The organism is Pseudomonas acericola (SeqCode), from assembly GCF_053456465.1.
In genome coordinates this window covers 76,315-90,436 of record NZ_JBRFJB010000003.1, presented here as the reverse complement: position 1 = coordinate 90,436, position 14,122 = coordinate 76,315, and the positions used below count along the sequence as shown (strand labels likewise).

Sequence of the window (14,122 nt, the reverse complement as noted above, 5' to 3'; positions counted from 1 at the left end):
TCAAGACTGACGGGCCTGAAAAGCCCGTGCCAGGTGGCAAAGCGGGCGATTGTAGCGATAAAGATTCTTGTACAGTTGATTAATTAGCGCATAGCCATCATTGCCTTTTTGACGCCAATCGGCTGACTCAAAAACCCCCGGAATACGGCGGCGAGTGAGTCAACCTGTGGGAGCTGGCTTGCCTGCGATAGCGGTACATCAGCCAACACTTCTGGCACTGATAAACCGCTATCGCAGCGATGCGGCGGCCCGACAAGCCAGCTCCCACATTTAGTCCGTGTTTGCAGTCAATCCTTTGCGTCGACTGCGGTCTTGCCATCCCAGCCACCGCCGAGCGCGGCAATCAGCTGCACACTCGCCACCAGGCGCGTCTGCAACAAGGTCAACACCGTGCGTTCATTACTCAACGCCGTCGCCTGTACCTGCACCACATCCAGATAGGCAATCAGCCCGGCCTTGTACTGGTTCTGGGTCAGGCGCAACGATTCACGGGCGGCGTCCAGCGCTTCATTGCTGACCACGGCTTCGTCTTCCAGCACCTTGAGCTGGACCATGTAGTTTTCCACTTCGCGGAAACCGTCCAGCACGGTCTGGCGGTACTTGGCCACGGTCTCGTCATAGCTGGCCACGGTGCGATCGACTTCGGCCGAGCGTTGGCCGCCGTCGAACAGGGTCATGGCGAGTTTCGGGCCTACCGACCAGAAGCGGTTCGGCAGGCTGATCCAGTCGGCGTAGGTGCTGCTGGAATACCCCCCGGCCAGGCTCAGGCTCAGGTCCGGGTAGTAGGCGGCCTTGGCCACGCCGATATTGGCGTTGGCAGCGATCACCGAGCGTTCGGCCGAAGCGATGTCCGGGCGGCGTTCAAGCAGTTGCGACGGCAGGCTCACGGGGATCTGCGGCAGCGCCGGGATGTCGTTGCTCACCGCCAGCTTGAAGTTGGCCGGCGCCTCGCCGATCAATACGGCAATCGCGTTTTCCAGCTGGGCACGCTGCCAGATCAGGTCGATCAGGCTGGCCTGGGTGGACTTGAGCTGGGTTTGCGCCTGGGCCACCGCATCCTTGCCGGAGACGCCGGCGCGGTATTGGTTTTCGGTCATTTGCAGCGAGCGCTGGTAGGTATCCAGCGTGGCTTGCAGCAAGCGGGTCTGCTCATCCATCACCCGCAGTTGCAGGTAGTTTTGCACCAACTCCGACTGCTGGCTCAGGCGCATCGCCGCCAAGTCTGCGGAACTGGCTTGGGCGGTGGCGTCGTTGGCTTCCAGGCCACGGCGCAATTTGCCCCAGACGTCCGCCTCCCAACTCACCCCCAGTTGCGCGTTGAGGGTATCGCGGATGCCACTGCTGGAACTGCTGAGGCTGGCGTTGCTGCTGCCGGTGCCCTGGCTGGCGCGGGTTTTCCCGGCGCTCAGGTCAACCGTGGGAAAAAACGCACCACGGGCGCTGCGCACCTGGGCCTGGGCCTGGCGAAAACGCGCCTCGGCCTGGGCCACGGTCTGGTTGGAGGTGTTCAGGCGCACCACCAGGTCGTTGAGCTGGCGGTCGCCGTACAGCTCCCACCACGCGCCACGGGCCAGGGCGTCGCTCGGCGTGGCCTGGCGCCAGCCCTGGGCTTCCTTGAACTGCACCGGTTCAACCACGTCCGGACGCTTGTAATCCGGGCCAATGGCGCAGGCGCTGAGCAACAGGCCACACAGCACCGTCACCAACAGTTTCTGGCTTGTCTTCGGGAAATCGGTCATAGCGCAGTGTCCAGGGCAGCATCGGTACGCACGCCACGCCAGGCATTGAAGCGATGGCGCGCGCGGTCGAGATAGAGGTAAACCACCGGAGTGGTGTAAAGGGTCAGGATCTGGCTGAACACCAGGCCGCCGATAATGGTCAGGCCCAGGGGCTGGCGCATTTCTGCGCCTTCGGCGGTGCCGAGCAACAGCGGCAGCGCGCCGAGGATCGCCGCCAGCGTGGTCATCAGGATCGGCCGCAAGCGCAGCAGGCAGGCGCTGCGGATCGATTCCAGTGGGCTCATGCCGTCATGACGCTCCAGTTGCAGGGCGAGGTCGATCATCAGGATCGCGTTTTTCTTCACCACGCCAATCAGCAGGAACAAGCCCAACAGGGAAATCAGGCTGAACTCGCCCCCCAGCAGGTAGATCGACAGCAACGCGCCAACACCCGCCGACGGCAGGGTCGAGAGGATGGTCAGCGGGTGAATGTAGCTTTCATACAGAATGCCCAACACCAGGTACACCGCCACCAACGCGCCAAGGATCATGAACGGCTGGCCCTTTTGCGTCGCGGCGAAGGCATCGGCGGTGCCGGCCATCTTGGCAATCACGTCTTCCGGCAAGCCGACCTTGGCAATTGCCCGCTCGATGGCGGCCGTGCCCTGCTCCACCGTGACCCCTGGGGCCATGTCGAAGGCAATGTTCTCCGAGGCGAACTGGCCTTCGTGGCTGACGCGGTCGTCCGCCAGGCTGTTCTCGTAATGGGCGATGGTCGACAGCGGCACCCGCGCGCCAGTGGAGGTGATCACCTGCATCTGGTTCAGGGTGATCGGGTCCTGGGCATACTTCGGGTTGACCTCCATCACCACCTGGTACTGGTTGAGGCTGTCATAGATGGTGGAAATCTGCCGCTGGCTGTAGGCGTTGTTCAGCACCGCCGTGACCATATTCATGTCGATGCCCAGGCGTTTGGCCTGGTCGCGGTCGACAATCAGCGTGACCTGCGCCGCACCACGGCCTTCGCGGGCGTCGATGGCGGTCAGTTCCGGCAGCTCGCGCAAGGCGCTGACCACTTTCGGGTACCACAGGCGCAACGCGGCCAGGTCACCGCTTTGCAGGATGTAGGAATACTGCGCGCTGCTCTGGTCGCGGCTGCCACCAAATTGCAGGTCCTGGTCGGCCATCAGGAACAACCGCCCACCCGGCACCAGCGGCACGTTCTTGCGCAGGCGCTCGATCACCGCCTGGGCCGAGATTTTGCGCTCGCTGATGGGCTTGAGGCGCACCAGCATCACCGCGTTATTGGTGCCGTTGTTGCCGCCGATGAAGCCGGCCACGCTCAGCACGGCCGGGTCCTTGAGCACGGCCACGCGGAACGTCTCCATCTTCGGCTGCATCACATTGAACGACAGGCCGTCATCGCCGCGCACAAAGCCGATCAACTGGCCGGTGTCCTGCTGCGGCATGAACGTCTTGGGCACCACCACGTACAGCGCGATATTCACGCCCACGGTGATCAACAGGCTGAGCAGAGTCAGGCGGCGGTGACGCAGCACCCAGTCGAGGCTGGTGGCGTAGCCGGCCACCATGCGGTCGTTGACCTTCTGGCTCCAGCGTTGCAAGCCGGTCATCTGGCCTTTGACATGGGGCTTGAGCCAGCGCGCGCAGAGCATCGGGGTCAAGGTCAGCGAGACAATCAGCGAGACAATGATCGCCGCCGACAAGGTGATGGAAAACTCGCGGAACAGGTTGGTGACGATCCCGCCCATAAACAGGATGGACAGGAACACCGCCACCAGCGACACGTTCATCGACAGCAAGGTAAAACCGACTTCCTGGGCCCCCAGGTACGCCGCTTTCATCGGTGGCACGCCGTCGTCGATATGCCGGGAAATGTTCTCCAGCACCACGATGGCATCGTCCACCACCAGGCCGGTGGCGAGGATCAGCGCCATCAACGAGAAGTTGTTCAACGAGAAGCCAAACAGGTACATCACCGCAAAGGTGCCCACCAGCGACACCGGCACCGCCAGCGTCGGGATCAGCGACGCGCGGAAGTTGCCGAGGAACAGGTACACCACCAGGATTACCAGGGCCACGGCAATCAGCAAGGTCATCTCGGCTTCATGCAGGGTCGCGGTGATCACCGGCGATCGGTCCATGGCCAGGTTGAGCTTGACGCTGGACGGTAGCACCGCCTGCAACGCCGGCAGCTGGGCCTTGATCTGGCGGACGGTCTCGATGATGTTGGCGCCGGACTGGCGGTTGATCACCAGCAGCACCGCCGCATCATTATTGAAGAAACCACTGTTGTAGCGGTCTTCCACGCCGTCGCTGATTTTCGCCACATCGCCCAGGCGCAGGGCCGCGCCGTTCTGGTAGCGGATCAACAGCGGTTCATAGTCCTTGGCCTTTTCCAGCTGGTCATTGGCCTGGATCTGCCAGTTGCGCTCGCTGTCTTCCAGGGAGCCCTTGGGTCGGCGCTGGTTGGCATTGGCGATGGTGTTGCGCACATCGTCGAGGGCCACGCCGTACTGGTCGAGGGCCTTGGGCTCCAGTTCGATGCGCACCGCCGGCAGGGAGCTGCCGCCGATCTGCACTTCACCCACGCCGGGCACCTGGGACAGGCTTTGCGAGAGGATCGTCGAGGCCAAATCGTACAGCTGGCCCTTCTGCAACACGTCCGAGGTCAGCGACAGCACCATGATCGGTGCCTGGGACGGGTTGATCTTCTTGTAGGTCGGCATGCTGCGCATACCGCTGGGCAGCAGGTTGCGCGAGGCATTGATGGCCGCCTGCACTTCCCGCGCGGCGCCGTTGATATCACGGTCGGAGTCGAACGCGAGGATCACCCGTGTCGAGCCCTGGCTGGAGTTACTGCTCATGGTGGTGATGCCGGCGATCGCCCCAAACGAGCGCTCCAGCGGCGTCGCCACGGTCGATGCCATCACCTCGGGGCTGGCCCCGGGCAAGCTCGCCGAGACCACGATCACCGGAAAGTCGATCTGCGGCAGCGGCGACACCGGCAGCAGGTTGAAGCTCACCCCGCCCAGCAACATGATCGCCAGGCTCAGCAGCATGGTGGCTACCGGCCGGCGAATAAACGGTCCGGACAGGTTCATGACTCAACCGGCTCCAGGCTTTGCGGCTCTTTGCGCCAGCGCCGACCGAGGCGGTCGAAGTACAGGTAGATCACCGGCGTGGTGAACAGGGTCAACACCTGGCTCACCAACAAACCGCCGACCATCACCAGGCCCAGGGGTTGACGCAATTCCGCGCCCGAGCCCGTGGCCAGCATCAACGGCACCGCGCCAAACAGCGCGGCCAATGTGGTCATCAGGATCGGCCGGAAGCGCAGCAACGCAGCCTGGTAAATCGCCGTCTGCGGGTCGAGGCCCTGGTTGCGTTCAGCATCGAGGGCGAAGTCGATCATCATGATCGCGTTCTTTTTCACGATACCGATCAGCAAAATGATGCCGATGATCGCGATCATGCCCAGGTCATTGCCGCTGAGCAGCAACGCCAACAAGGCACCCACCGCCGCCGACGGCAAGGTCGACAGAATGGTGATCGGGTGGATATAGCTCTCGTAGAGCACGCCGAGCACGATGTACATGGTCACCACCGCTGCCAGGATCAGCAGCAAGGTGCTCGACAACGACGCTTCGAACGCCTGGGCTGCGCCCTGGAACTGGGTCTGTACGCCCACCGGCATGCCGATGTCTTTCTGGGTCTGGTTGATCAGTTCCACGCCTTTGCCCAGCGCGACGCCTGGGGCCAGGTTGAACGACATCATCACCGCCGGGAACTGGCCGATATGCGCGATAGCCAACTGCGCCTGGCGCTGTTCGACCCGAGCCAGGCTGGACAGGCGCACCTGGCCACCATCCGTGGTTTTCACGTGGATCTGGTTCAGCGCATCCGGGCCGAGGGTTTCGCCGGATTGCGCCTGCAACACCACGCGGTACTGGCTGGCCTGGGTGTAGATCGTGGAAATCTGCCGCTGGCCGAAGGCGTCGTACAGCGCGTCGGTGATGGTCGACACTGTCACGCCCAGGCGCGAGGCGGCATCGCGGTCGATCACCAGGAACACCTGCAACCCCTTGTCTTGTAGGTCGCTGGCGACGTCGGTGAGTTCCGGCAACTGGCTCAAGGCGTGCACCAGTTTGTCACTCCACAGCGCCAACAGGTCGGCGTCTGGCGATGACATGCTGAACTGGTATTGGGTACGGCTGACGCGGTCTTCGATGGTCAAATCCTGCACCGGCTGCATAAACAGGCGGATGCCCACCAGCTTGTCGAGTTCCGGTTGCAGGCGGGTAATCACCTCGGCTGCGCTCAAGTCGCGCTGGCCGTGGGGCTTGAGGTTGATCAGCAAACGCCCGCTGTTGAGGGTGGCGTTATCGCCATCCACACCGATATAGGACGACAGGCTTTGCACCGCCGGGTCGGCCAGGATGATCTTGGCCAGCTCCTGCTGGCGCTGGCTCATGGCCGCGAAGGAAATCGACTGTGGTGCCTCGGAAATGCCCTGGATCACGCCGGTGTCCTGCACCGGGAAGAAGCCCTTGGGCACCACCAGGTACAACACCACGGTAAGGCCGAGGGTGGCGATGGCCACCAGCAGGGTCAGCGGCTGGTGCTTGAGCACCCACTGCAACTTGCGCCCGTAGGCTTCGATCATCCAGTCGATCCAGGCGCCGCTGGCCTTGTAGAAACGGCTTTGTTCCTCTTCCTTGGGCTCACGCTTGAGCAGGCGCGCGCACATCATCGGCGTGAGGGTCAGCGAGACCACCAGGGAAATCAGGATCGCCACCGCCAGGGTGATGGCAAATTCGCGGAACAAGCGCCCAACCACGTCGGCCATGAACAACAATGGGATCAATACGGCGATCAGCGACAGGGTCAGGGAGATCAGGGTGAAGCCGATCTGCTTGGCGCCCTTGAGCGCGGCGGCCAGCGGCGTCTCGCCTTCTTCGATATAACGGGAGATGTTCTCCAGCATCACGATGGCATCGTCCACCACAAACCCGGTGGCGATGGTCAGGGCCATCAGCGTCAGGTTGTTGATGGAGAACCCGGCCAGGTACATCACGCCAAAGGTGCCCACCAGCGACAACGGCACCGCGATGGACGGAATGATCGTCGCGCTGACCCGGCGCAGGAACAGGAAGGTCACCATCACCACCAGGGCAATGGCGATGAGCAATTCGTGTTGCACGTCGGTGACGGAGGCGCGGATGGTCTGGGTGCGGTCGGTCAGCACCAGCACGTCGAGGCCGGCCGGCAGGTTGTCGGTGATGCTCGGCAGCAGCGCCTTGATGCGGTCCACTACCTCGATTACGTTGGCGCCGGGCTGGCGCTGGATGTTCAGGAGCACGGCCTGGTTTTCATTGGCCCAAGCGGCGAGGCGTTCGTTTTCGGCGCCATCGACGATCTGCGCTACGTCTTTCAGGCGCAGTGGCGCGCCGTTGTTGTAGGCCAGGATCAGTTCGGCGTATTGCTGGGGCGAGACCAACTGGTCGTTGGCATCGAGCATCGACACGCGGGTCGGGCCGTCGAAGTTGCCCTTGGGCTGGTTGACGTTGGATGCGGCGATCAAGGTGCGCACATCCGACAGGTTCAAGCCATTCGCCGCCAGGGCCTCGGGATTGACCTTGATACGCACCGCCTGGCGCTGGCCACCCGCGATGCTGACCATGCCGACGCCGCTGATCTGCGCGATTTTCTGCGCCATGCGCGTATCGACCAGGTCATTGAGCTTGGGCAGCAGCATGGTCTTGGACGTGACCGCCAGGGTCAGCACCGGGGTATCGGCCGGGTTGACCTTGTTGTACACCGGCGGCGCCGGCAGGTCCTTGGGCAACAGGTTGGTGGCGGCGTTGATCGCGGCCTGCACCTGTTGCTCGGCGACGTCCATATTGACGTCGAGGTTGAAGCGCAGGGTCAGCACCGACGCGCCACCGGAGCTGGTGGACGCCATTTGCGTGAGGCCGGGCATTTGCCCGAACTGGCGCTCCAGCGGCGCGGTCACGGCACTGGTCATCACGTCCGGGCTGGCGCCGGGGTACAGGGTCATCACGCGGATGGTCGGGTAATCCACCTGGGGCAACGCCGACACCGGCAACAGGCGATACGAGATGATGCCGGCCAACACAATGGCGAGCATGCTCAGCGTGGTGGCGACCGGGCGAAGAATAAACAGCCGCGACAGGTTCATGAACCGACCTTTTGCGCCTTGCCGGCGGTGGTGCCGGTCTCCCCTTTCGCCGCAGGCTTGCCTTGCAGGTGCTCGGTCGGGGTGGTCAGCACTTCAGTGCTGTCGTTGACCACTTCGATCTCACTGCCGTCCTTCAAGCGGTCGGTGCCTTCCAGCACCACGCGATCACCGGCCACCAGGCCTTCTTTAATCACAGTGTTGTCGCCGTCGGTGTCACCGATGACCAGGGGTTGGATCTTGACCTTCTTGTCGCCATCGAGCTTGTAGACAAAGGTGCCGTTGTTGCCGAACTGGATCGCAGCGGATGGCGCCAGTACGACGTTGTGCAGGGTGTCGGCGAGCAGGTGCACATTGACGAACTGGTTGGGGAACAGCGCCTGGTCCTTGTTATCGAAGCGCCCTTTGAATTTCAGGGTGCCGGTGGTCACGTCGATCTGGTTGTCCAGGCTTTGCAGCACACCGACGGCCTGTTTCTTCACGTCGCCACGGTCCCAGGCTTCCACGGGCAGCTTGTTGCCGGCGTGGTAGCGGGTGAGCACGGTGTCCAGGGTGTTTTCCGGCAGGGTGAAGACCACGTTGATCGGTTGGGTCTGGGTGATCACGGCGATAAACGTGGTGTCGTTCGCCGCCACCAGGTTGCCCACGTCCACCTGGCGCAAGCCGACACGGCCACCGATGGGCGCGCGGATCTTGGTGAATTCCAGGTTGAGCTTGGCGTCATCCACCGCGCCCTGATTGGTCTTGACCGTGCCCTGGTATTGCAGGACCAGCGCTTCGGCGGTGTCCAGGGTCTGCTTGGCAATACTGTCCTGGGCATACAGGCCGCGATAACGCTCGACATCCACCTGGGCGTTCTTCAACTGCGCCTGGTTCTGCAACAGCGTGCCCTGTGCCTGGAGCAAGGCGTTCTGGTAGCTGCGCGGGTCGATCTCGGCCAGCAGGTCGCCGGCCTTGACCATCTGCCCTTCTTCGAAGGCGATCTTCACCAACTCACCGCCGACCCGACTGCGCACATTAATGGTGTTGAGTGCGGTCACTGTCCCCAATGCCTTGTAGTACACCGGGAACTCACCGAGCACCGCCGGGGCCACGCGCACCGGCACCGGACCGGCAGCACCGCCGAAGCCCGGGCGCATCATCCCCGACTTGCCGGCACGCCCGGCTGGCGCCTGGGCGGTGGCGTCCTTGTGGCTGGCGGGCCAGAATTTCCAGCACAGGCCGGCGATAACCAGCAGCACAAGCAGGCCAAACAGCCAGCGGCGGGACTTACGGGGGGACGATTGCATGGATTGATCAACCATTGGGCGCGAGAGCTTCTTCTTTGGGAGGCTGAAAGATAAGCACTGGAGCGCGTTTAGAGAAGCGCCTTTACCGGCTATTTACCTTGGGCTTACAACTTTTAACTTCTGACCTTAGTCCATTGGCTAATTCAGCTAAGCGTTTGACCCTTAAATGAAAACGGCCTGGACTAGGCCAGGCCGCAATCATGTAGCACGCGTGTTACTGCCAGACGACAGTCATACGCAGATACAGTTACTTCAAAACAGCCAGGGCTGCTTCGTAGTTTGGCTCTTGGCCGATTTCGGCGACCAGTTCGCTGTGCAGGACTTTATCGTTTTCGTCCAGTACAACCACCGCACGGGCGGTCAGGCTGCGCAGCGGGCCATCAACGATGTTCACGCCGTAGTCTTCGGAGAACGCGGCACTGCGGAAGTCCGACAGGTTCTTCACGTTTTCCAGGCCTTCGGAACCGCAGAAACGCGCCTGGGCAAATGGCAGGTCCGAGGAGATGCACAGTACAACGGTGTTGGCCACGTCGTTGGCCTGGGCGTTGAACTTGCGCACCGAGGTCGCGCAGGTCGGGGTATCGACGCTTGGGAAGATGTTCAGAATTTTGCGCTTGCCGGCGAAAGTGGCCAGGGTGGCGTCCGACAGATCGCCGGCAGTCAGGGTGAAATCAGCGGCTTGGCTGCCGACTTGTGGCAGATCGCCTTCAACCTGGACAGGGTTACCACGGAGAGTGACTTGAGCCATGAACGGAATCCTTTTGCTGTGTTGGGTTAAACGAATTCGAGAGGCCGAAGTTAACCACAAAGCGCGAGGACTACCTACCGCCAGACACAAATTGTCATGCGACGTGGTTGTGGTTTAATTGCGCGCTTTTCGCCCCTCCTTCAAGGAAACCGTTGTTGATGAATCAGCCTGCCACCAAAGTCCTGGTCATTGGTTATGTCTGGCCGGAACCGCGTTCCTCGGCCGCGGGCGGGCATATGATGCAAATACTCGAGACGTTTCTTACGCAAGGTTGGGACATTACCTTCAGCAGCCCCGCCGCACTGGGCGAACACAAGGCCGACCTGCAAGCGCTGGGCATCGCCGAACGCGCCATCGAACTCAACAACAGCAGCTTCGATGACTTCATCCGCGAACTCGCCCCGGATATCGTGCTGTTCGACCGTTTCATGATGGAAGAACAGTTCGGCTGGCGCGTCGAAAAGCACTGCCCCGACGCCCTGCGCGTCCTCGAAACCTGCGACCTGCAAAGCCTGCGCGACGCTCGCCAGCAGCGCCTGAAAAACCACCTCAAGGCCAACCCCGATAGCGATGATTTCAGCGCCCTCTTCGCCCCGGCTCTCGAGGAAGAGTTCCAGTTGATGGCCGACACCGACATCGCCAAGCGCGAAATCGCGGCGATTTACCGTTGTGATATCAGCCTGATGATCTCCGACATCGAAGCCCGCCTGCTCACCGAGCAGTTCAAGGTGCCCGCCGCCCTGCTCCACTGGTGCCCGCTGATGCTGGAGGTGCCCACCGCGCCCTTCGCCCCGTTTGAGGACCGCGCGCACTTCCTCAGCATCGGCAACTTCCGTCACGCGCCCAACTGGGATGCCGTGCTGTGGATGAAGAACAGCCTGTGGCCGTTGATCCGCCAGCAGCTGCCGGGCGCGCAGTTGCATATCTACGGTTCGTACACACCGCCCAAGGCCACTGCGCTGCACAATCCGGCGCAAGGATTTCATGTGATGAACTGGGCCGAGGATGCGTTGCAGGTAATGGGCGCCGCGCGCATCTGCCTGGCGCCGTTGCGCTTTGGGGCCGGGATCAAGGGCAAGCTGGCGGACGGCATGCTCTGCGGCACGCCGAATATCACCACGCCGATCGGCGCCGAAGCCATGGGCGATGAGCAACCGTGGCCGGGTGCCATCGAGCAGAGCGCAGAGGCGCTGGCGACGGCGGCCGTGGCGCTGTATCAGGACCGCGAGCGCTGGACCGAAGCCCAGGAACAGGGCCGCCAATTGCTCGCGCGGCGCTACGACATCGCCCTCCACGCTCCGGCGCTGCTGGCGTGCCTTGAGCAATGCCGGCAAAACCTCGCCGCCCATCGCCGGGACAACTTCACCGGCAGCATGCTGCGCCACCATGCCCATAAAAGTACGCAATACATGTCGCAGTGGATCGAGGCGAAAAACCGCGTCGTATAAACATCGGCGCTGGCAGCCTTACACGCATAGGGGCATTATTCGGGTCGCAACCAACAATAAAGCGACGGCAGCATGACCCGAGCAGCGCGCATTACCGACCCTTCCTACGAGCTGATGGACGACCACAACGGTCTGTCCATCATCTATCGCCAGCACGGCTTCCCCTGCCCGCTGGTGCGCTGGCATTTCCACAAGGAATATGAGCTGCACCTGATCGTCGCCAGCTCTGGCAAGGTGTTTATCGGCGACTATATCGGCAATTTCTACCCGGAGAGCCTGTTCCTCACCGGCCCCAACCTGCCCCACAACTGGATCAGCCAGGTGGAGGAAGATGAGGTAGTGCCCAAGCGCGACATGCTGGTGAACTTCACCGATGACCTGTTTGAAAGCGGTAGCCACATCTTCGCTGAACTGAAAAGCCTGGCACCGCTGCTGGAGCGCGCGCAGTACGGCATCGAATTCCGCTGCAAACACACCATCGCCCAGGCCATGACCTTGATGCAACGCATCGAGGATGCCCAGGGTATGGCGCGACTGGGGCACTTTTTTATCCTGCTGGAAGTGCTGAGCGCGTGTGAGGACTACCAGTTGCTGTCGGGCGCCACCACGCCGCAACTGGCCGATGAGCACAGCATCGACCGCACCAACCGTGCGGTGGACTACATCTTTGCCCACTACGCGCGGGAATTGTCGCTGGAGGAAGTGGCGGAATACCTGGGGATGAAGCCCACCTATTTTTCGCGGGTGTTTAAACAGGCCACCGGGCGCACGTTTATCGAATTCGTCAATCGGTTGCGTATCAGCAAGTCGTGCGAGTTGTTGGCTGATGGTGATAAAGCGGTGACGGATGTGTGCTTCGAATCGGGTTTCAACAACATTTCCAACTTCAACCGGCGCTTCCAGCAACTTAAAGGCATGACCCCTTCCCACTACCGCCGCCTGGCGGTGCAGCGATTGACCGAGCAGAACCTCGCTTAACCTGATCGTTCCCACGCTCTGCGTGGGAATGCCGCTGCGGACGCTCCGCGTCCCGCCGTCAGTCCTGCGCGACGGTGACGCAGAGCGTCACGGGATGCGTTCCCACGCAGAGCGTGGGAACGATCAGCAACCGAGTGCAAAAAAGTATCAGTCCCAGTGCTCCCAAGGATTTGTCACAACCCCATTTCAAGGCTGTAATCAACCGCACACTCTTCCTGACTCCCTGTAGGAAGACACAACAACAATAACTGTCCTTCTGTAGCCCCCTGGGCGCGGAAACGGAGTGCGCGATGAAGTTCATAGCAAACGTTCTGCTTGCCTCTACCTGCTTGACTATCAGCGCCGTCAGCCTTGGCGCGCAAACCCTGACCATTGCCACCGTCAACAACAGCGACATGATCCGCATGCAAAAGCTCTCGAAAACCTTCGAGGCCGAGCACCCGGAGATCAAGTTGAACTGGGTGGTGCTTGAAGAAAACGTCCTGCGCCAACGCCTGACCACCGACATCGCCACCCAGGGCGGGCAGTTCGACGTGTTGACCATCGGCATGTACGAAGCTGCACTGTGGGGCGCCAAAGGTTGGCTGGAGCCGATGAAGGACCTGCCAGCCTCCTACGACCTCGATGATGTATTCCCTTCGGTGCGTGACGGTTTGTCGGTCAAGGGTTCGCTGTACGCCCTGCCGTTCTACGCCGAAAGCTCGATCACTTATTACCGCACCGACCTGTTCAAGGACGCCGGGCTGACCATGCCCGAGCACCCGACCTGGACGCAGATCGGCGAATTCGCCAGCAAACTCACCGACAAAACCAAAGAGCAATACGGCCTGTGCCTGCGCGGCAAAGCCGGTTGGGGCGAGAACATGGCGCTCATCACCACCCTGGCCAACGGCTACGGGGCGCGCTGGTTCGATGAGAAATGGCAGCCGGAATTCAACGGGCCAGAGTGGAAGGACGCGCTGAACTTCTACGTCGACAACATGAAGAAATCCGGCCCGCCGGGCGCCTCAAGTAACGGTTTCAACGAAAACCTCGCCCTGTTCAACAGCGGCAAGTGTGCGATCTGGGTCGATGCCAGCGTGGCCGGCTCGTTTGTCACCGACAAAACCCAGAGCAAGGTGGCTGACCACGTCGGCTTTACCTTCGCCCCGCACGAAAAGACCGACAAGGGCACCTCGTGGCTGTACTCCTGGAGCCTGGCGATCCCCACCAGTTCCAAAGCCAAGGATGCTGCCAAGGTGTTTGCCAGCTGGGCGACGTCCAAGGAATACGGCGAATTGGTGGCCAAGACCGATGGCGTGGCCAACGTCCCACCGGGCACCCGGACCTCGACCTACAGCGACGAGTACATGAAGGCCGCGCCGTTTGCCAAAGTAACCCTGGAATCGCTGAAAGTCGCGGACCCGACCAAGCCGACGCTCAAGCCGGTGCCGTATATCGGGATCCAGTTGGTGACCATTCCTGAGTTCCAGGCGATTGGCACCCAGGTCGGCAAGTTCTTCTCGGGGGCGTTGACCGGTCAGCAGACAGTGGATGCTGCACTGACCGCTGCGCAGACCACCACCGAGCGGGAAATGAAGCGGGCCGGATATCCCAAATAAAGCCGCCTCCCCCCTGTAAATGTGGGAACCGTTTCATGAGGTAGCAGCTTTTAGGTGGGAGCTGGCTTGCCTGCGATGCAGACACCTCGGTTTGTCAGTTAAGCCGAGTAGATGCCATCG

Annotated in this window: 8 protein-coding genes; 3 read left to right on the top strand and 5 right to left on the bottom strand. The window is 61.7% G+C overall.

Translation table 11 applies throughout. The annotated features are described in order from the left end of the window. Positions 1–287 precede the first annotated feature (287 nt). From ACU688_RS12400 to tpx, 5 genes are all read right to left on the bottom strand, one after another. Positions 288–1,739 (bottom strand): efflux transporter outer membrane subunit, encoded by a 1,452-nt coding sequence (locus ACU688_RS12400; protein ID WP_448184929.1) that lies wholly within the window; start codon positions 1,737–1,739, stop codon positions 288–290. After that, complete coding sequence (locus ACU688_RS12395) at positions 1,736–4,843, bottom strand: efflux RND transporter permease subunit (RefSeq protein ID WP_448184928.1); 3,108 nt, start codon at positions 4,841–4,843, stop codon at positions 1,736–1,738. The genes ACU688_RS12400 and ACU688_RS12395 overlap by 4 nt, the downstream gene beginning before the upstream one ends. After that, positions 4,840–7,941 (bottom strand): MdtB/MuxB family multidrug efflux RND transporter permease subunit, encoded by a 3,102-nt coding sequence (locus tag ACU688_RS12390; RefSeq protein ID WP_017734561.1) that lies wholly within the window; start codon positions 7,939–7,941, stop codon positions 4,840–4,842. The genes ACU688_RS12395 and ACU688_RS12390 overlap by 4 nt, the downstream gene beginning before the upstream one ends. After that, on the bottom strand, positions 7,938–9,242 hold the full coding sequence (locus ACU688_RS12385) for an MdtA/MuxA family multidrug efflux RND transporter periplasmic adaptor subunit (RefSeq protein ID WP_448184927.1): 1,305 nt from the start codon (positions 9,240–9,242) through the stop codon (positions 7,938–7,940). The genes ACU688_RS12390 and ACU688_RS12385 overlap by 4 nt, the downstream gene beginning before the upstream one ends. Positions 9,243–9,474: 232 nt before the next feature. After that, positions 9,475–9,975, bottom strand: coding sequence for a thiol peroxidase (tpx, locus tag ACU688_RS12380; protein WP_448184926.1), 501 nt, complete (start codon positions 9,973–9,975; stop codon positions 9,475–9,477). A 158-nt stretch (positions 9,976–10,133) separates the two neighbouring features. Here tpx and ACU688_RS12375 point away from each other — a divergent pair, with 158 nt between their 5' ends. The 3 genes from ACU688_RS12375 to ACU688_RS12365 all read left to right on the top strand — a co-directional run bounded on the left by ACU688_RS12375 (position 10,134) and on the right by ACU688_RS12365 (position 14,002). Then, on the top strand, positions 10,134–11,423 hold the full coding sequence (locus tag ACU688_RS12375; RefSeq protein ID WP_448184925.1) for a glycosyltransferase: 1,290 nt from the start codon (positions 10,134–10,136) through the stop codon (positions 11,421–11,423). 72 nt (positions 11,424–11,495) lie between these two features. Continuing rightward, on the top strand, positions 11,496–12,401 hold the full coding sequence (locus tag ACU688_RS12370) for a helix-turn-helix domain-containing protein (RefSeq protein WP_448184924.1): 906 nt from the start codon (positions 11,496–11,498) through the stop codon (positions 12,399–12,401). 290 nt (positions 12,402–12,691) lie between these two features. Next, positions 12,692–14,002: an ABC transporter substrate-binding protein gene (locus tag ACU688_RS12365; RefSeq protein ID WP_448184923.1), complete on the top strand. Its 1,311-nt coding sequence runs from the start codon at positions 12,692–12,694 to the stop codon at positions 14,000–14,002. Positions 14,003–14,122: the final 120 nt, after the last annotated feature.

Coding starts and splice junctions, on each gene's coding strand:
- ACU688_RS12365 (WP_448184923.1), top strand. CDS start 12,692: ATGAAGTTCATAGCAAACGTTCTGCTTGCCTCTACCTGCTTGACTATC.
- ACU688_RS12385 (WP_448184927.1), bottom strand. CDS start 9,242: ATGGTTGATCAATCCATGCAATCGTCCCCCCGTAAGTCCCGCCGCTGG.
- ACU688_RS12370 (WP_448184924.1), top strand. CDS start 11,496: ATGACCCGAGCAGCGCGCATTACCGACCCTTCCTACGAGCTGATGGAC.
- tpx (WP_448184926.1), bottom strand. CDS start 9,975: ATGGCTCAAGTCACTCTCCGTGGTAACCCTGTCCAGGTTGAAGGCGAT.
- ACU688_RS12395 (WP_448184928.1), bottom strand. CDS start 4,843: ATGAACCTGTCCGGACCGTTTATTCGCCGGCCGGTAGCCACCATGCTG.
- ACU688_RS12390 (WP_017734561.1), bottom strand. CDS start 7,941: ATGAACCTGTCGCGGCTGTTTATTCTTCGCCCGGTCGCCACCACGCTG.
- ACU688_RS12375 (WP_448184925.1), top strand. CDS start 10,134: ATGAATCAGCCTGCCACCAAAGTCCTGGTCATTGGTTATGTCTGGCCG.
- ACU688_RS12400 (WP_448184929.1), bottom strand. CDS start 1,739: ATGACCGATTTCCCGAAGACAAGCCAGAAACTGTTGGTGACGGTGCTG.